The following is an 18,163-nucleotide window of genomic DNA, read 5'->3' on the forward strand; positions in this document are numbered from 1 at the left end:
GGCCTGAGCCTTTTGAGCGGCGGAAGCTTCCTTCTTGGCTACGTGCTTCTTGCCGTGGTGCTTGTGGCTCTTCTTGGCCATCGGGGCGGAAGCGTCGGCCTTGGCGGCTTGAGCCTTCTGGGCGGAAGCTTCATGCTTCTTGGCAGCGTGCTTGTGAGCCTTCTTGGCCTTCGGCGCGGAAGCGTCAGCCTTGGCGGCCTGAGCCTTTTGAGCGGCGGAAGCTTCCTTCTTGGCTACGTGCTTCTTGCCGTGGTGCTTGTGGCTCTTCTTGGCTACCGGAGCGGAAGCGTCGGCCTTGGCGGCTTGCGCCTTCTGGGCGGAAGCTTCGTGCTTCTTGGCAGCGTGCTTGTGAGCCTTCTTGGCCTTCGGCGCGGAAGCGTCAGCCTTGGCGGCCTGGGCCTTCTGGGCGGCCGGAGCGGAAGCGTGCTTCTTCACGCCGACTTTTTTCTTCGCGGCCTTGGCCGGAGCCGAGGCGTCGGCCTTGGCGGCTTGCGCTTTTTGAGCGGAAGCGGTGACTTTTTCAGCCTTCTTGGCGTGGTGGATCTTGGCCGGGGCTTTCTTTTCGGCTTTCTTGGCGGCCGGAGCGACCTTGGCGGCCGGGGCGGAAGCCAGGGCGGCGTCAGCGGCGAAGCCGGCGGCGGAACTCAGGCCAAAAACGGCGGACAGGGCAAGAAGGGTCAGCTTTTTCATGATTCATCTCCAGATCGGTTGCGGAGGGAATCTCTCCGCCAGGCACCGTGTTTGGTGTTTCCTTGAGACGTATCCTAGCCCTGCCCCTTCCCGCCGTCTGTTAGTTGGATGTAAGGCCGTGTAACGCTACGTACATGCCGCTGCGTCAATCTTTGCGGCGCGCCAGCACGATCTGGTACACCCCGCCGAACACGGTGCGCTTGCTCCACGCAAAACGATCCGCCTCGCGCGCGTAACTGTCGATGCCGTTGCGCCACAGCGCCTCGGCAAACGGCTCCAGCACGCGATTGACCCACTTCAACAGCCAGCCTATGGGCTGCCATGGCGCGGGACGATGGTAATCGACGAACATCGCCCGCCCGCCCGGCGCCACCTGGGCCAGCATATTGTCGACAATGGCGGATTTCATGTTTTCCGGCACCTCGTGCAGCAGGAAGAAGCTGCACACCAGGTCCTGTTGCTGTTCCGGCTGATAGCGGGCGGCATCGGCGCGCACCACCGCGGCCTGGCCGTTGGCGGCCAGCTTGCCTTCGGCCAGCTCCACCTGGATGGGCGTGATGTCGGTCAATGTGAAGCGGCCCTCCTCGCCGACACGCTCGGCGGCGCGCTGCACCAGGTCGCCGTAGACATGCGCCACCTGCCACACTTTTTCGCCGGGACGGATTTCATCGAGATAGGCCCGCATCAGCCGTTGGTCATTGCCGAACAGCAGCGTGCGCACCACCAGCTTGTGGTCCAGCAGCCTGGCCTTGCGCGGATTGACATAAGCCCAGTCGTACACCTCGGTCATATAGCCGGGTACGTCCTGGTAGTAGGGATCGCCTGTGCTGGTACGCGTGTGCAGTGTGGTCATGGTGGGTTACCGGCTATGAGTGATGGAAACAGCTTAGCAAGCGCGCAGGCCTTGCGGCTTGAGCCAGGCCAAACCTTGGCCCAAGCACGCGGAAGGCATATTCCATTTGTATTTATAGACTTCGCCGACGCCCTGCCGCGGACGCCATCGCTATCTATAGGCGACGCGCGCCGGCGCAACCAGGCTAAACGCCGCAGGCTTGCGCCAAAACAAACGGCCCGGCGCAAGCCGGGCCGCACAGGCAACGCTCGACAGCCAGAATCAGTCGGCCAGCGTCAGCACCACCGGGGTATGGTCGGACGGGCGCTCCCACTTGCGCGGCGCCTTGTCGATCTCGCAGGACTGCGCGCGGGCTTTCAGGGCGTCGCTGACCAGGATATGGTCGATGCGCACGCCCTTGTTGCGGCGGAACATCATCTGGCGGTAGTCCCACCAGCTGTACTGCTTGTCCTCCTGATTGAACAGCCGGAAGCTGTCCGACAGGCCCAGGGCGATCAGGCGGCGGAAGGCCTCGCGCTCCGGCGTGCTGCACAGCACTTGCTCATGCCAGCCCTCGGGGTCATAAACGTCGCGGTCCTCCGGCGCGATGTTGTAATCGCCCAGCAGCAGCAAGTTGGGATGCCGGGCCAGTTCGGCGGCGACATGCCCCTCCAGCTTGGACAGCCACTCCAGCTTGTACGGGTACTTGGGCGAGTCCACCGCCTCGCCGTTGACGAAATAGGCGCAGATCACACGCACGCCAGCGATGGTGGCGGTGATCACGCGCCGCTGCTCGTCGCCGTAGCCGGGAATGCCGGACACCACGTCCGTCATCTCCAGCGGCGCTTTGGCGAGGATGGCCACGCCGTTATAGGTCTTCTGGCCGAACCAGACCGCGCGATAGCCTGCGGCTTCGATCTCCGCCAGCGGGAAGGCGTCCTGGTCCATCTTCAATTCCTGCAGGCACAGCACTTCGACGCCGCTATCGGCCAGCCATTGCAGCACCTGCGGCAGGCGAACTTTCAGGGAGTTGACGTTCCAGGTGGCAAAACGCATCGGCGGGCTCTCCAAATGACAGGCTAAAGGCCGACACCTTAGCAGCCGCGCGCGCGGCTGTGCAGGGGCCTTGGGCAAAAAAAACGCCTCCGCTGGTGCGGAGGCGTGGAATAGACACTATATCACTACCCCTGATACGCGTCTGGCTCGCTTGCTGCTCCGGAAGACAACCCTGAGCAAGGGATTAGAGCAAGCCGGTTCCGGGGGAGTTCCAACAATTCCAACTTTTTTTACGCGGACTCCGCCACCATGCCGGAATGGCGCAGCAAGGCGTCGATTTGCGGGTCGCGGCCGCGGAAGGCGCGGAACGATTCCAGCGCCGGGCGGCTGCCGCCGACGGCCAGAATTTCATTCCAGAAGCGCTTGCCGGTTTCCGGATTGGCGCCGCCCGCTTCCTCGAAGGCGGCGTAGGCGTCGGCCGACAGCACCTCCGCCCACTTGTAGCTGTAGTAGCCCGCCGCGTAGCCGCCGGCGAAGATGTGGCCGAAGCTGTTGGGGAAGCGGTTGTAAGCCGGCGGGAAGTTCACCGCCACCTCGCGCCGCACCTCGTCCAGCAGCGCCAGCCAGTCGCCGTTGTCGGCGTCGAAGCTGCTGTACAGCGTCAGGTCGAACAGGGCGAACTCCAACTGGCGCACCGTGGCCATGCCGCTCTGGAAGTTCTTGGCGGCCAGCATCTTGTCGTACAAGGCGCGCGGCAGCGCTTCGCCGCTATCGACGTGGGCGGTCATGCCCTGCAGCACGTCCCATTCCCAGGCGAAGTTTTCCAGGAACTGGCTGGGCAGCTCCACCGCGTCCCATTCCACGCCGTTGATGCCGGACACGCCCAGCTCGTCGACGCGGGTCAGCATGTGGTGCAGACCATGGCCGAATTCGTGGAACAGCGTGATCACTTCGTCGTGCGTGAACAGCGCCGGCTTGTCGCCGACCGGTCGGGTGAAGTTGCAGGTCAGGTAGGCCACCGGCGTCTGCAGCGCGCCGCCGTTCTTGCGGCGGCCGCGCGCGTCGTCCATCCAGGCGCCGGAACGCTTGCCGTCGCGGGCGTACAGGTCGAAATAGAAGCTGCCCAGCAGCTCGCCATCCTTCACGATGTCGTAGAAGCGCACATCGGCATGCCATACCGGGGCGCGGCTTTCGCGCACTTCCACGCCGAACAGCTTGCCCACCACGCCGAACAGGCCCTGGATCACCTTGCCCTCGGGGAAGTATTGCTTCACCTCCTGCTCGGAGAACGCGTAGCGGGCGACGCGCAGCTTTTCCGCCGCGTAAGCCAGGTCCCAGGCCTGCAGTTCGGCGATGCCCAACTCGGTCTTGGCGAAGGCTTCCAGCTCTTCGCGGTCCTTCGCCGCAAACGGCTTGGCCTTGGCCGCCAGATCGCGCAGGAAGGCGATCACCTGCTCCGGGCTTTCCGCCATCTTGGTGAACAGCGACAGCTCGGCGAAATTGGCGAAGCCCAATAGCTGCGCCTCTTCGCGCGCCAGCTTCAGCTTCTCGCGGATGATGGGGCCGTTGTCGCGCTCGGCCGGGCCGAACTCCGACGCGCGCTGCACATAAGCCTGATACAGTTTCTCGCGCAGCGCGCGGTTGTCGGCATACTGCAGCACGGGGAAATAGAACGGGAACTGCAGGGTGATCTTGTAGCCGGTCTTGCCGTCGCCCTCTGCCGCGGCGGCGAACATTTCCAGCGAATCTTCCGGCACGCCGGCCAGCTCGGCCTTGTCGTGGATGATCAGGCTGAAATCGTCGGTCGCGTCCAGCACGTTCTGTTCGAACTTGGCGGACAGCTCGGCCAGGCGGGTCTGGATCGCGGCGAAACGCTCCTTGGCCGCGGCCTCCAGCTCGGCGCCGGACAGGCGGAAATCGCGCAGATCGTTCTCGATGATCTTCTTGCGCGCCGCGCCATAGGACGCATGCTCCGCGCTGGCTGCCAGCGCCTTGAAGCGGGCGAACAGATCCAGGTTCTGCCCCATCTCGGTCCAGAACACCGAAATGCGCGGGATGTTGGCGTTGTAGGCGTCGCGCAGCTCCGGCGTATTGACCACGGCGTTCAAATGCCCCACCACGCCCCAGGCGCGCGACAGGCGCTCGGTGGCGTCGGTCAGCGGCGAAACGAAGTTGTCCCAGCTCGGTTCGCCGGTTTCGGCCGTCAGCCTGGCCACGGTGGCGCGCGCTTCTTCCAGCAGGACATCGATGGCGGGGCCGATGTGCTCGGGGCGGATTTCTTCAAAACGCGGCAAACCGGAAAAATCGAGTAGGGGATTCTGGCTCATGGCTTCAACGTCCTGTTCAGTGGGGCCGATATGATAAAGGAATTTGCCTGCCGCGGCGCGTGCCCGGCACAATGCATCATTGCAGAAATAAGGACGAAACGATGAAAAGCAATATCCGCCCCTACGACGGCCACCGTCCCGCCATCGCCGCCGGCTGTTATATCGACCCGGCCGCGGTGGTGATAGGCGAGGTGAAGCTGGAAAAAGGCGCGTCCGTCTGGCCGTGCGCGGTGATCCGCGGCGACGTCAACCATATCCACATCGGCGAGAACAGCAATGTGCAGGACCACGCCATGCTGCACGTCAGCCACAAGACCGCGGCCGATCCGCACGGCGCGCCGCTGATCATAGGCAAGCACGTCACCATCGGCCACCACGTCACGCTGCACGGCTGCACCATAGGCGACGAGGTGCTGATCGGCATCGGCAGCATCGTGCTGGACCGCGCGGTGATCGAGGACCGGGTGCTGGTCGGCGCCGGCAGCCTGGTGCCGCCGGGCAAGCGGCTGCAATCCGGCTATCTCTATCTGGGCAATCCGGTCAAACAGGCGCGCGCGCTGACCGAACAGGAACTGGCCTACTTCAAGTATTCCGCCGAGCACTACCTGCGCGTGGCGGACAAGCACAAGGTCAACCTGGAGGACTGAGCGATGGCAAGCGACCTCGATGAGGAACTGGAATACGTCGGCTTCTGGGCCAGAGCGCTGGCCAGCCTGGTGGACACCGTGCTGCTGCTGATCGTGTCGGCGCCGCTATGGTGGCTGCTGGCCCGGCGCGAGGCTCCGCAACTGGCCGATGCGATGCCCAGCCTAACCGAAATGGCCGGCCTGGGCAGCCTGGGCGAATTCCTGATCAACTACCTGCTGCCGGCCGTGGCCGTCATCCTGTTCTGGATCTACAAGAGCGCCACGCCCGGCAAGATGATGCTGGGCGCCAAGGTGGTGGACGCCGACAGCGGCGGCCCGCTGACGCCGGGTCAGGCGGCGCTGCGCTATCTGGGCTATTTCGTCGCCATCATCCCATTCTGCCTGGGAATCGTCTGGGTGGGGATCGATCCGCGCAAACAAGGCTGGCACGACAAGCTTGCGCGTACCGTGGTGGTGCGGCGCAAGCCGGCGCCGGTGTCGTTCCCCCGCCGCGGCTGAGACTCACGCCGCGCGCGGGAGCGGCGCGCGGAACGGCTTGCCCGCCTGTGCCGCCGCCGGCTCTTGGTTCGGCAGACGGAACCAGGCCAGCGCCTGCCCCAGGCCGCCGGCCGACTGCGCCAATTGCAGCATCAGCGGCTCCGCCGCCTCCATCTGGCTTTCGATGTCATGCGCCAGGCTGGCCAGCTCGTGGCCGTGCTGACGGATGGTTCCGCCGGCGCGGGCCTGCAGCTCGCGCGCGGTGCCGATGTCTTCCATCAACACGCCCAGGCGGCCCAGCGCGTCATCCACCAGGCCCAGCGCGGCGTCCAGCGCCTGTTGCGACGCCTGGCTGTCGCGGCTGGCGCTGCCGGTGGCGGCAATCGCCTCGCCCAGCGCGCCCTTGGCGCGTTCCATCTTCTGCAGGCTGCCGAAAATCGCGCCGGTGGCGTTGGCGGTGCTTTCCGACAGCTTGCGCACCTCGTCCGCCACCACGGCGAAGCCGCGGCCGGCCTCGCCGGCGCGGGCGGCTTCAATCGCCGCGTTCAGCGCCAGCAGATTGGTCTGATCCGCCACGTCGCGGATCAGCGAGCTGATTTGGGAAATGGCGCCCACCGCTAGGCTCAGCTCCTGCATTTCCAGCGTGGCGTAGTCTATGCGCTCCGCCAGCTGCCGCATGGCGTCGGCGTTGCACTCGCCCTGCCGTCTGGCCTGGGCGGTGGCCGTGGCGGCGCTGCGCGAATTGTCCAGCGCGGCCTCGATATGCTGCGCCACCTGTTCGGCGTGATCGGCGATTTCGGCCGCCGCGTCGTTGCACAGCCGGCTCTTGCCGGTCTGCTGCTGGCTGGCGTCGGCGCTCTTGCGCGTCAACAGCTGCAGGCGCTGGCTGTCGCGCAGATTGTTGCCGGCATGCAGCCTGACCTCGTCCAACAGGCTGGCCAGCCGGTCCAGAAAACGGTTGATGCGCGAAGCGGCGTGCGCCAGCTCGTCCTGGCCCTGGTCCGGCAGACGCACCGCCAGATTGCCCTCGCTCAGCGCATCCGCCGCCCGCGCCATCGCCAACAAGTGGCGCTTCAAGCGGCGCGCCAGCGTGAGCTGAATCAGCACCACCAACGCGCTGGCCAAGGCCAGCGGCCCCAAGATCAACGGCGCGAGCCAAGCCAGCGCGGTCGCCAGCGCGGCCTTCTCCTGCAGCAGTTCGCCGTCGCGGCGGGCAAGCTGGCGATCAATCTCGGCGGCCAGCGGCACCAGGTCATTCAGATACGCCTGCTCCGGTATCGACAGCGCGTCCTGCGGCGCGGTCTCGGCGATGTGGATGGCGCTTCCCAGATTGCGAACATATTCCTGCCAATGGCCGCGCAATACGCCGGCAAAAGCCTGGCGATCCGCATCCGGCAGGCTGGCCAGGATTTCATCCTGCAATATGCCCACTTGGCGCTGCGCCTGCTTCAGGCGGACAGCGGTTTCCGGCAGTAAGGGATCGGCGCGGGAAAACGACAGAGAAACGGCCTTCAACTGCTGCAGATTGCTGCTCAGCCGCTGCAGGCGGGTGTAGCGATCGACATGCTGGGTAAAGGAATAAAGCTGCTGCCCGGTGACCGCCATCACCAGCGCCAGGCTGGCGAGCGTGAAGGAAATGGTCAGCCACAGGCGTTTAATCAAAGACATGGCAGGCACTGCATACACAAGAGGAAGCCGCGAGTGTAGCCCTCGATTGTGACAAAAAGATTGCATTACATATAAGCAAACGCTGGCATAGAGCATTCACACTGCGTTACAATCCGCCGGCCATCCCCGGTGGCGAGTCGTATTCGGCTGCGGCGCAGCCAATCCCCGCCCACCTCACTCGGCAAGCGTGATGACGCGCCTGCCTTCCAGGCACTGCCTGCCCCGCGCAGGCGACATTCCAGAAGACCGGGCTACCCGGCACTGTGGGCAACACCCTCCTCCGGCAAGGCGCGCGCGCGCCAGCCAGGGACGACTGTTGCCCTCCACCACGAAATTGACAGGAGATTCGCCCTTGCAACACCAACACTCCCGCCACATCGGCCCGATCGCGCTGATGTTGACCGGTCTTGGCTCCATCATCGGCTCCGGCTGGCTGTTCGGCGCCGCCCACGCCGCGCAGATCGCCGGCCCGGCCGCCATCGTCGCCTGGATCGTCGGCATGGTGATCATTCTTTCCATCGCCCTGAGCTACGCCGAACTCGGCGCCATGTTCCCGGAATCCGGCGGCATGGTGCGCTATGCCCGCTACTCGCACGGTTCCTTGCTCGGCTTCATCGCCGCCTGGGCCAACTGGATCGCCATCGTATCGGTGATTCCGATCGAGGCCGAGGCCTCGGTGCAATACATGAGCACCTGGCCCTATCCCTGGGCCCACGATCTGTACAGCAACGGCGAGCTGAGCACCGTCGGCCTGTCCTTCTCCGCCGTGCTGGTGGTCGTCTATTTCATGCTCAACTACTGGGGCGTCAAGCTGTTCGCCAAGGCCAACAGCGCCATCACCGTGTTCAAGGTGATCGTGCCCGCGCTGACGGTGGCCGCGCTGATCTATAGCGGCTTCCATTCGGAAAACCTGAACAATCCGGCGCTGGGCGGCTTCGCGCCGTTCGGCTGGGCCAGCGTGATGACGGCGGTGGCCACCAGCGGCATCGTGTTCAGCTTCAATGGCTTCCAAAGCCCGATCAATCTGGCCGGCGAGGCCCGCAATCCGGGCAAGAGCGTGCCGTTCGGCGTGGTCGGCTCCATCCTGCTGGCGGCGGTGATCTACGTCGCGCTGCAGGTCGCCTTCCTCGGCGCGCTGTCGCCCAGCGATCTGGCCCACGGCTGGAAAGGCCTGGACTTCAGCTCCCCGTTCGCCCAGCTAGCCATGGCCCTGGGTTTGAACTGGCTGATGATGACCCTGTATTTTGACGCCTTCGTCAGCCCCAGCGGCACCGGCGCCACCTATATGGCCACCACCTCGCGCATGATCTACGGCATGCAGCGCAACGGCACCATGCCGGAGATCTTCGGCCGCATCCACCCGCTGTACCGCATTCCGCGCCCGGCGATGTGGTTCAATCTGGCGGTGTCCTTCGTGTTCCTGTTCTTCTTCCGCGGCTGGGGCACGCTGGCGGCGGTGATCTCGGTCGCCACCGTGATCTCCTACCTGACCGGCCCGATCAGCGTGGCCGCGCTGCGCCGCTGCGCGCCGGATCTGCCGCGTCCGCTGCGCCTGGCCGGCCTGAGCCTGATCGCGCCGTTCGCCTTCGTCTGCGCCTCGCTGGTGCTGTACTGGGCGCGCTGGCCGCTGACCGGCCACATCATCTTCCTGATCGTGGCGGCCCTGCCGGTGTACTTCTGGTACCAGGCCAAGGCCGGCTGGCCGGAGTTCGGCCGCGAGCTGAAAGGCGCGCTGTGGATGGTGCTGTATCTGCCGGCGATGGCCTTGCTGTCGTGGATAGGCAGCGCCGACTTCGGCGGCATCGGCATCCTGCCTTACGGCATCGACATGGCCGTGGTGGCCGCGGCCTCGCTGGGCTTCTACTACTGGGGCGTCAACAGCGGCTGGTACACCCGCTACCTGCGCGACGAGCACGATCCGGCGATGGTGGAAGCCATGCAGCAGGACGGCGAGTCCGCTGGCAAGCTGGCCGGCCAGCGCGGCTAAGCCTCCCTATCCTTCGCTCAAAAACAAAGCCGACCCGGATGGGTCGGCTTTTTCTTTGCCTGCTTGCCGATTTACAGCGCGGCCAGGGCGGCGGCGTAGTCCGGCTCGTCGGCGATCTCGCCCACCAGCTGGCTGTGCAGCACCTTGTTGTCGGCATCCAGCACCACCACGGCGCGGGCGGTCAGGCCGGCCAGCGGGCCGGAAGCCAGCTTGACGCCATACGCTTCGGCAAAGCCGCCGTTGCGGAAGGTGGACAGCGTCACCACGTTTTCGATGCCTTCGGCGCCGCAGAAACGCTTCTGCGCGAACGGCAGGTCGGCCGACACGCACAACACCACGGTGTCGGCCAGCGCGGCGGCTTTTTCATTGAACTTGCGCACGGAGGTGGCGCAGGTCGGGGTATCCACGCTCGGGAAGATATTGAGGATCTTGCGCTTGCTGGCAAAAGTGGCCAGCGTCACTTCGGCCAGATCGCCGCCGGTCAGTTGCAGCGCCGGAGCTTGCTCGCCCTTGGCCGGCAGCTTGCCCGCCACTTCCACCGGATTGCCGCGCAGGGTTACGGTTGCCATGTCTTGCTTCCTCGTTTGGGGTGAATGATGGCGATAGTGTGGAGCAAAGCCGGTGAAATTCAACCATGACTGGTAAATGGTTGTGCGCGTTTTCCATTTCACACTCTCCAACATGCCAACGTACTGGATTAATCGGTAAAATTGTCCCACTCTAAGAGTCGCCGACCCAACCTCGCGCAAAGCCTGAGCCATGCCGCACCGGTGCAGGCCATACAGCCCGTGCGGCAAGCCGGCGCAAGGGAAAGCGCTTCTAAAACATCGTCCACGGTAAAGGAGTAAGTCATGTCCAGCCCAGACCACGGCGCCCCGACCACCTCGTCCCGCCGCAGCTTCCTGCTGGCCGCCGCCGGTTCGTTGGCCGCGCTGGCGCTGCCCACCCTCCCCCTCAGCGCCCGCGCCTCGTCGGCACAGGTTCTGCCGCCGCTGCCCTATGCCGACAATGCGCTGGAGCCGGTGATCTCCGCCCGCACCCTGGGCTTCCACTACGGCAAACATCACAAGGCTTATCTGGACAACCTGAACAAACTGATCGCCGGCCGCGACTACGCCGATCTGTCGCTGGAAGACATCATCAGCCGCTCGGCCAAACAAGCCGGCGATGCCGCCATCTTCAACAATGCCGCCCAGCTGTGGAACCACACTTTCTACTGGCGCAGCATGCGGCCCCAGGGCGGCGGCACGCCGCCGCAAGCCTTGCGCGAGAAGATCGAAGCGTCGTTCGGCAGCGTGGACGCCTGTAAGCAGCTACTGGCCGGCGCCGCCATCTCGCAGTTTGGCAGCGGCTGGGCCTGGCTGGTGCAGGATGGCAACAAGCTGCGGGTGGTGAAAACCGGCAACGCCGACAACCCGATCACCTCTGGCCTGACGCCTCTATTGAACGTGGACGTCTGGGAGCACGCCTATTACCTGGACTACCAAAACCGCCGCGCCGACTACGTCAACGCGGTGCTGGACAAGCTGGTCAACTGGGAATTCGCGCAGCAGAACCTGAAAGCCTAAGCGGGGGCATTATGTCAACGGAGCGCGCCTGCCTGGCGTCTGCGCACAACGGCGACCTGGCCGCCACGCGCCGCTGCAGCTTTCAAACCACCTTCACTCCCTGGCTGCCCGAATTCGGTCCCAATCAGCAGACGGACCTTATGGCGGAACAGGATTGGGTGACGGGGAGTTTGGTGGAACTGGCCGGGATGCTGTGAAACTGATTGCCAGCCTCGCTCATTCGCATCGCCCTCCGCATGGCTGTCCCATCCGGGAAACAAACGCGCCATCCATGAAAAACGGGGCCGCTTTCGCCGCCCCGTTCTGCTTTATGCCTGCGGCTCCCCGCTGTCCACCCGCCGCCGCGTCTGCAGGATAGGCGGCGCCCAGGTTTCGCCGGGCCGCTTCTTGCGCGTGACCAGGGTCAGCTCGGACGGGGCGAAGATGTTGATGTTGTGGGTGTTGGGCGTGGTGATCAGATACTGCGCCTCGGTGGCCTTGAGGAAGCCGGCGACGCGGTCGATGTTGAAGATGTCGAGGTGGGCGAACGGCTCGTCGATGAAGACGAAGCCGGACGGGTTGGACTCGTCCATCATCAGGCCGATCAGCAGGATCAAGGACTTCATCACCTGCTGGCCGCCGGAGGCCTCGCCGTCGTTCATGCCCATCATGCCCTTCTGGTCGAAGTTGAACTTCAACACCAGCCCGGCCTGGGCCAGCACCGTGTCGTCGTTGGACAACTGCGGCAGCTCCACTTCCACCTGGATGCCGGCCAGCTCGCCCAGCCGCTTCACGTTCTGGCCGTAGGCGCGCACGGTGGCGCGCAGCTTGCCGATGTAGGCAGCGCGCGCTTCGTCGGTCAGCTCGCGCGAGCGGTCCACCTCGCCCTGGCGGCGCTGCCGCTCGCGGTCCAGCGAGGTCAGGTCTTCCACCAGCTTGTCCTTCAGCGCCAGCACCGAATCATCCTGCTCCCAATCGCCGCTTTGCAGCTTCTCTTCCAGGTAGTTCAGCTGATGCTTGGCGTCGGCGGCGGTATCAAACTCGTCTTCCAGCTGCGCCACATGTTCCGGCGCCAGCGCATCGGCAGGCAAGCGCTGCGCCCACTCGCGCAGTTCGCTGATCAGCCGGCGCAGCTGGCGGCGCGCCTGCTCCACTTCCTGCAGCTTTTGATTGTACTTGGACAAGGTTTCCATCTCGCGCTGGCAGACGCGGTCGTGCGCCAGCCGCGCGTCGCCGTAGCGCTGGTCGGCGGCGTCCTTCTCGGCGCTGGCGTCGGCCAGGGCCGCGCCCTGGCGGGCGATCTCGGCTTCCAACTCGGCCTTGCGCGATTCCAGCGCGGCGAATTCGTCGGCGCGGCTGTCCAGCTGGCGGATGGCGTCCATGCCGCCCAGGTACTCGGCCAGGCCGGCCGCCTCGCGGGTGGCGGCCACCAGCCGCTCCTCGTCGGCCAGGATGCGCACATTGAGCTGTTTCAGCTCATCGCGCACCGCCAGCAGGCGCGATTGCCGAGCCGCTTCGCCAAACGCGTATTCATGCATGGGCACGCCGATGTGGCGCGCGCCGCGGCGTTCGCGGAAGTAGCCGTCGCGGGTGATCCAGTCGCCATCGACGTTCGCGCCTTCGTTCGCGCTTTCCACCCGCGTCACGCTGTTCATCTGGCGGTACAGCCACTCCGGCGCGTCGGCGGAGAAGCGCACCACTTCCAGCAGGCTGCCCTTGTTGGCGCGCGGCGGCGTGGCGCGTTCCGGCACCACAAAGTGGCGGTAACGCAGCTTCTCGCCTATCTTCCAGGCCTCGCGGCGGTCGGACTCACGGTCCAGCAGCACCACATGGCGGTAGCCGCGCAGCAGGGCCTCCACCGCGGCCTGCCAGTTGGAATCCATCACTTCGACGATGTCGGACAGCATCGCGTGCGGGATGCCGGCCTCGTCCAGCGCCGCCTTGAACTGGCGCACGTCCTCCGGCGAACGGCCGCGGCCTATCTCCAGCGCTTGCAGGTGTTCCGAGCTTTCCTGACGCTGCTTTTTCAGATCGCGCAGGCCGTCCTTCAGTTGATCCGCCTCGGCGCGCAAGGCGGACAGCTTGTCGGCCAGCTGCGCGGTGTCGGCGCCGTATTCCTTGTCGGCCAGCGCCTGCAGCCGGTCGCGCTCTTTCAGCTGGCCGGCCACGCCGGCGTGCTCGCCCTTGGCCTTCATGAAGGCTTCCTGCGCGGCCTGGCGCACGGTTTCCGCCGCCGCGCGCGCCTCGGCGGCGCTGACCTCGGCGGCCTTCAGCTTGGCCACCAGCGCCAGGGTATCGGCATGCTCGGCGCGGGCCTGGTTCAGCACGTGGAAGCCGGATCGGTAGTCGTTCCACTGCTTGCCGAACGATGCCTTGGCGTCCAGATAAGCCAGCACAGGCAAGGCTTCGTCGCGCAGCCGGGCGATGCCGGTCTGCAGCTGCTTCCATTCCAGGTAGCGGTTGGCGCGGTTCTTCATCGCCTCCACCCGCACCTGCAGCGCCTCTTCCTGGCGGCTCAAGGCCTCCAGCTCCTGCTCGGTGGCGCGCTGCTCGTCGCGCGCGCGCTGGTAGTTGTCCAGCACGTCCTTGTCGCCGAACACCTGGAACACCAGGTCCAAGAGCTGGCGCGGGCTGTATTCGGTCAGCTTGTCGGTATCGCCCTGCTCCAGCGCGAGCACCTCGGCCACCGCCGGCGTCAGGCCGGCCGCTTCCAGGCGACGGCGGTATTCCTGCACGCCCAGCCATTGCGCCTGGCCCTCGGCGTGCTCCAGCGCGATGTCGCCGTCCAGGATGGCGTAGTGGCGCACCCAGTCGCCGCCCTGCTTCTTGATCCGGCACAGCAGCGTCACCGACTCCGACACGATGGGGAAGAATGGCGTGGGATACAGGCCGCCGCTTGGCCGCCTCGGGTTATCCACCACGCCGCGCAGGTAGGCGAAGGCTTCCTTGTTGTTGCGCACGTAGCGCTTGTAGTCGCGCTTGCCGGAGCACTTGATGGCCAGCAGCGTGCGCATCGCGTCCAGCAAGGTGGTCTTCCCGGAGCCATTGGGCCCGATGATGGTGACGATCTGCGCGTCCAGCGGCACGGTCAGCCGTTGCCAGAAGTCCCAGTGCACCATTTCGATGGATTTCATCTGGAACATCAGCGCGTCTCCTCGTCCGCCGCGTCTTGCGGCGGCAGGTCAAACAGCGGGCCGGCCGACTCGATATCGCCCGCCCCGATTTCCTCTTCGATCTCGCCGGCCGCCTCGTCCGGCGCGCGCTTGTCCGCCAGCGCCTCGCGGCCTTCGCGCCGCAACAATACGTCGGCCAGCGCGCCCTCGATGATGCGCGGCGCCAGCTGGGCGTAGTCGATCATCAAATCCAGCATCGGCCCCTCGTCCAGCCAGCGGTTGCGGCGCACGACGAAGCCCAGGTTGACCAGCCGGCCCAGGTTGGCGTTGAAGCGGGTGCGCCCGCCCAGCGCCTTGCCGAAGTCGGCGTACAGCGCGTCCTCGGAAATGCCGGTGGACACGGTCTCTCCTGTTTCCAGCGGCTTTTGCGCGCCGAACATATCGCTCTGGCTCTCCTTGCCGGCCTCGACGCGGGCGATCTGCCGCTCGCGCTTGGGCAGGATGATCAGCGCCCACAGGATCACCAGCAAGGCCACGCCGTCGCGCGGCAGGCCCAGGTTGTTGTTGAGCCAGGCGTCGCCGCTGCCGAACACCGGCTCGACCATGTCCGGCAGCAAGGCCACTGCGATGTATTCGGCGTACGGATTTTCCACCAGGCGCAGGCCGACGGCGGCCAGGCTCTTGTCCAGCTCGGCGCGGAAGATGTCGTCCAGCAAGGCCTTGCGCGCCAGCGCGTCGGCGCGCGGCACCACGCGCTGCGCCAGCAGGCGGGCGGTGAGGGTTTTGATTTCGTGTTCCATATCTTCTCTTGCCACGAACCCCACGAAAAACACGAAAATATCCAAAGAAAGATTGATTTGAAAGCTGTCTTCTTCAGCCCTCAGCGAAAGGACTAAGCATCGCGCTGAATTTGCACTTTTCGTGTCTTTCGTGGTTTTCGTGGCGAAATAAAAGGTTCAACTCTTGGGTTGCGCCGCCACCAACCTGGCATCCGACAGCGTCGCCACCTCCGGATGGTCCGGCTCTATCACAGCGTCGCCGCCCTGCAGGCTGAACGGCAGCTTGGCCAAGGCGGCGACGATGCTCTGGTCGTTGCTGGTTTCCGGGTCGCCGATCAGCGACAACAGCGACAGCCGGTACGCCGTTTCGTTGTAACTGCCCGCCAGCACCGCCTGGCTGATGTGGGCGTCTGCCGCGCCGCTCATACCCAGCTGCAGCAGCACGTCGTACATCTCCTCCGCTTCCAACAGCCGTTCCATTTCCGGCGCGTCGGCCATCGGCGCGGCTTCGCTGCCTGGCAGCACCTGCGCGCCGGCCTTGGCGCGCTCGCGCGCCAACAGTTCGAATTCGGCCACGTCGGCTAGCTCCGGCGTGGACAGAAAGGCCGGCTCCGGGCAGATGGACCAGGCGTCAGCCAGCTTGCCGGCCAGCGCGGCCGCGCCCTGGCGGCGCAGCCAATCGGCGATGTCGGTGGAGGTGAGGCCGGAATTGCCCAGATGCACGCGCTGAGCGGCCAGCTGCGCCAGACGGCGCTCGAAGGTGCCGGCCAGCGCCAGCATGCGGCTTTGCGCCAGCGCGATGGCCTGGGCCTGGTTCAACACGGTCAGGCTCAGCGTGTCGTCCTGGGTCAGGCTTTTCACCACCTCGGTGGACTTGGCCACCCAGCGCCACACGGCCTCCAGTCTATGCTGGGCGGCGCGGATGCGAAATTCGGACTGCGACTCCAGCGCTTCCTCGAACTCCGCGTACAGCTCGTTCAGCCGCGCCAACAGGTGCCGCAGCGCCTCGTCCGACACCTGGCCCACCGCCTGGCCGGCCGCCACCTGGCTAGCCAGATAGCCCAGCTCGACGTCGTCGCCGGAAAAGTCGATCAGAGTCGCCAATGCCGCCAGCGCGACGCGCGCGCCCTCGGACAGCTGGTAAACGCCGCCGTCGCTGTCGTAAACCAGCAAATCGCCTTCGCGCAAGCGCCCCAGAATGGTGGCCAGTTTGGTATCGTTAAGATAAGAGAAGCGCTGGGCGATTTCCTGCGGCGTCCACATGGGCGCCTCGGCGCGGCCGCCCAGCTCGCGCAGCACCAGGAGGCGCATCAGCACTTCCTCGTCGCCGCCGCGGAACAGCGTGACGAAAACGGACAGATAGCCCCAGGCGCTCTGCAGCCGCGATACGGCCTGCAGCGAACCGGGCTCGATGCCGGGCTGGAAGAAATCGGACAGTGAATCCAAGCGCGCTCCGCTATGGGGTGGATCAAAGCGCAGATTGTCCCGACCGGCCGCCGCTTCGTCAACGCGGCGGCGCGTTTTATTGCGGCTGCGAACCGAACCATAAAGAGGAGAAGCCATGCACACCCGCCATCATCCGCTGCTGTCGCCCAGCCTGGGCAGCCAGCGCGCGCTCACCAGCTTTCATTTCGGCCAGCCGAGCAGCGGCGAAAAAGTCCACATCCAGGCCAGCCTCCATGCCGACGAGCTGCCCGGCATGCTGGTGGCCTGGCATCTGAAGCAGCGGCTGCGCCAGCTGGAAAACGAGGGCGCGATCCATGGCGAGATCACGGTGCTGCCCATGGCCAACCCCATCGGCCTGAACCAGAACCAGCACGGCCGGCTGATGGGCCGCTTTGAGCTGATGAGCGGGCAGAACTTCAACCGCCATTACCTGCCGCTGGCCGAGCCGGTGTTCGCCGCCGTGCGCCAGCAACTGGGACCGGACGCCAAGGCCAATACCCGGCTGATCCGCGAGGCGATGCGCGCCGAGCTGGCTAAACAACTGCCGCAGACCGAGCTGCAATCGCTGCGCCACACGCTGCACAGCATGGCCTGCGACGCCGACATCGTGCTGGACTTGCACTGCGACAGCCGCGCCGACATCCACCTGTACACCGGCACGCCGCTGTGGGAACAATGCGAGCCGCTGGCGCGCTATCTGGGCGTGTGCGCCAGCCTGCTGGCGGAAGACTCCGGCGACTACCCTTTCGACGAGGCCTGCAGCCAGCCGTGGTGGCAGCTGCGCGACCTGGCCGCCCAGGCCGGGCTGTCCGCGCCCATCGACATGGCCTGTCTGGCGGTGACGGTGGAATTGCGCGGCGAGTGGGACGTCAACCATGAATACGCCGCCAAGGACGCCGAAGCCATCGTGCACTTCCTGCAGCACCGCGGCGTGATCGCCGGCGCCGCGCCGCATCTGCCGCCGCTGCGCCATCCGGCCACGCCGCTGGCCGGATCGGAAGACCTGCTGGCGCCGCATGCCGGCGTGGTGGTGTACCGCGCCGAGCCGGGCAGCCAGCTCAGCCCCGGCGACCTGGTGGCGGATGTAATCGATCCGGTCAACGATAGCGTGAGCCAGGTCTGCACCGAGCGCGGCGGCGTGCTGTACGCCAGCAGCGACCGGCCTTACGCCACGGCAGGCCTGTGCATCGCCCGCGTGGCCAGCCGCACCGCTTACAAGACCGGCAAGCTGCTTACCGCCTGATCAACGATACCAAGGGGAATTCACATGAAACACGCTTACGCCCTGATCGCGCCGCTGGCGCTGCTGCTGTCGGCCTGCGCGCAAAACACGCCGCCGGCGCCCAGGGTTGGCATGGCCAATCCGGCCTCGGTCTACTGCGTGCAGCAAGGCGGCAAACTGTTGCCGCAAAAGGACGCCGCCGGCAACGAATACGCGCTGTGCCAGCTGCCGGACGGCCGCGCGGTGGAGGAATGGGCGTATTACCGCGCGCAGCATCCCGCGCAGTAACGCCCGCTTATCCACAGGATCGGCTCTGCCCTTAAGTTATCCACAGCTGACGGCGCCGCCCAAAAACAAGGCTATGTCCCAATTGTAAGTTGGTAGCCTCGCCCCACCGCTTCCTGCAAACAATGCACAGGTTGTATCTGCTGA

The 18,163-nt window shown here is 65.6% G+C and carries 16 protein-coding genes; 7 read left to right on the plus strand and 9 right to left on the minus strand.

Annotated features, from left to right (window positions below):
• From QUG01_RS17870 to QUG01_RS17885, 4 genes are all read right to left on the minus strand, one after another.
• On the minus strand, positions 1–690 hold a 690-nt coding region (locus QUG01_RS17870), incomplete at its 3' end, for a hypothetical protein (RefSeq protein ID WP_500831264.1).
• Positions 691–835: 145 nt separating this feature from the next.
• Positions 836–1,543: a rhodoquinone biosynthesis methyltransferase RquA gene (rquA, locus tag QUG01_RS17875; protein ID WP_043621044.1), complete on the minus strand. Its 708-nt coding sequence runs from the start codon at positions 1,541–1,543 to the stop codon at positions 836–838.
• Positions 1,544–1,804: 261 nt separating this feature from the next.
• Positions 1,805–2,578 (minus strand): exodeoxyribonuclease III, encoded by a 774-nt coding sequence (xth, locus tag QUG01_RS17880; RefSeq protein ID WP_500831265.1) that lies wholly within the window; start codon positions 2,576–2,578, stop codon positions 1,805–1,807.
• 230 nt (positions 2,579–2,808) lie between these two features.
• The gene (locus QUG01_RS17885; protein WP_500831266.1) at positions 2,809–4,845 is read right to left on the minus strand and encodes a M3 family metallopeptidase; all 2,037 of its coding nucleotides are present in this window, start codon (positions 4,843–4,845) and stop codon (positions 2,809–2,811) included.
• A 101-nt stretch (positions 4,846–4,946) separates the two neighbouring features.
• Between QUG01_RS17885 and QUG01_RS17890 the strand changes: the two genes are divergently transcribed.
• Both QUG01_RS17890 and QUG01_RS17895 read left to right on the plus strand, forming a co-directional pair.
• Positions 4,947–5,492, plus strand: a complete 546-nt coding sequence (locus QUG01_RS17890; RefSeq protein WP_500831267.1) for a gamma carbonic anhydrase family protein — start codon at positions 4,947–4,949, stop codon at positions 5,490–5,492.
• Positions 5,493–5,495: 3 nt separating this feature from the next.
• Positions 5,496–5,990: an RDD family protein gene (locus QUG01_RS17895; protein ID WP_500831268.1), complete on the plus strand. Its 495-nt coding sequence runs from the start codon at positions 5,496–5,498 to the stop codon at positions 5,988–5,990.
• Positions 5,991–5,993: 3 nt separating this feature from the next.
• Here QUG01_RS17895 and QUG01_RS17900 read toward each other — a convergent pair whose 3' ends face one another.
• Positions 5,994–7,637 carry a methyl-accepting chemotaxis protein gene (locus tag QUG01_RS17900; protein ID WP_500831269.1) on the minus strand — a complete coding sequence of 548 codons (1,644 nt, stop codon included), beginning with the start codon at positions 7,635–7,637 and terminating at the stop codon, positions 5,994–5,996.
• A 352-nt stretch (positions 7,638–7,989) separates the two neighbouring features.
• Between QUG01_RS17900 and QUG01_RS17905 the strand changes: the two genes are divergently transcribed.
• Entirely contained in the window at positions 7,990–9,624 is a 1,635-nt protein-coding gene (locus tag QUG01_RS17905) for an APC family permease (protein ID WP_199179963.1), read from the plus strand.
• A gap of 71 nt (positions 9,625–9,695) precedes the next feature.
• Here the strand turns inward: QUG01_RS17905 and tpx are convergent, their stop codons facing one another.
• Positions 9,696–10,193 carry a thiol peroxidase gene (gene tpx / locus QUG01_RS17910; RefSeq protein ID WP_500831270.1) on the minus strand — a complete coding sequence of 166 codons (498 nt, stop codon included), beginning with the start codon at positions 10,191–10,193 and terminating at the stop codon, positions 9,696–9,698.
• A 282-nt stretch (positions 10,194–10,475) separates the two neighbouring features.
• On the opposite strand from tpx, the gene QUG01_RS17915 reads away from it, so the two are divergent.
• On the plus strand, positions 10,476–11,192 hold the full coding sequence (locus QUG01_RS17915) for a superoxide dismutase (protein ID WP_500831271.1): 717 nt from the start codon (positions 10,476–10,478) through the stop codon (positions 11,190–11,192).
• An 11-nt stretch (positions 11,193–11,203) separates the two neighbouring features.
• Positions 11,204–11,389: a hypothetical protein gene (locus QUG01_RS17920; RefSeq protein ID WP_500831272.1), complete on the plus strand. Its 186-nt coding sequence runs from the start codon at positions 11,204–11,206 to the stop codon at positions 11,387–11,389.
• A gap of 111 nt (positions 11,390–11,500) precedes the next feature.
• Here the strand turns inward: QUG01_RS17920 and QUG01_RS17925 are convergent, their stop codons facing one another.
• The 3 genes from QUG01_RS17925 to QUG01_RS17935 all read right to left on the minus strand — a co-directional run bounded on the left by QUG01_RS17925 (position 11,501) and on the right by QUG01_RS17935 (position 16,509).
• Complete coding sequence (locus QUG01_RS17925; protein ID WP_500831273.1) at positions 11,501–14,314, minus strand: ATP-binding protein; 2,814 nt, start codon at positions 14,312–14,314, stop codon at positions 11,501–11,503.
• Positions 14,314–15,084, minus strand: coding sequence for a hypothetical protein (locus QUG01_RS17930; RefSeq protein WP_500831274.1), 771 nt, complete (start codon positions 15,082–15,084; stop codon positions 14,314–14,316). Before QUG01_RS17930 ends, QUG01_RS17925 begins: the two co-directional genes overlap by 1 nt.
• Before the next feature lie 156 nt (positions 15,085–15,240).
• Positions 15,241–16,509 (minus strand): hypothetical protein, encoded by a 1,269-nt coding sequence (locus QUG01_RS17935; protein ID WP_500831275.1) that lies wholly within the window; start codon positions 16,507–16,509, stop codon positions 15,241–15,243.
• A gap of 115 nt (positions 16,510–16,624) precedes the next feature.
• Here QUG01_RS17935 and QUG01_RS17940 point away from each other — a divergent pair, with 115 nt between their 5' ends.
• Both QUG01_RS17940 and QUG01_RS17945 read left to right on the plus strand, forming a co-directional pair.
• Positions 16,625–17,752, plus strand: a complete 1,128-nt coding sequence (locus tag QUG01_RS17940) for a succinylglutamate desuccinylase/aspartoacylase family protein (protein WP_500831276.1) — start codon at positions 16,625–16,627, stop codon at positions 17,750–17,752.
• 24 nt (positions 17,753–17,776) lie between these two features.
• On the plus strand, positions 17,777–18,019 hold the full coding sequence (locus QUG01_RS17945; protein WP_500831277.1) for a putative hemolysin: 243 nt from the start codon (positions 17,777–17,779) through the stop codon (positions 18,017–18,019).
• The last annotated feature ends 144 nt before the right edge of the window (positions 18,020–18,163 follow it).

The sequence above is a fragment of the Chromobacterium sp. CCUG 76385 genome, assembly GCF_059916625.1.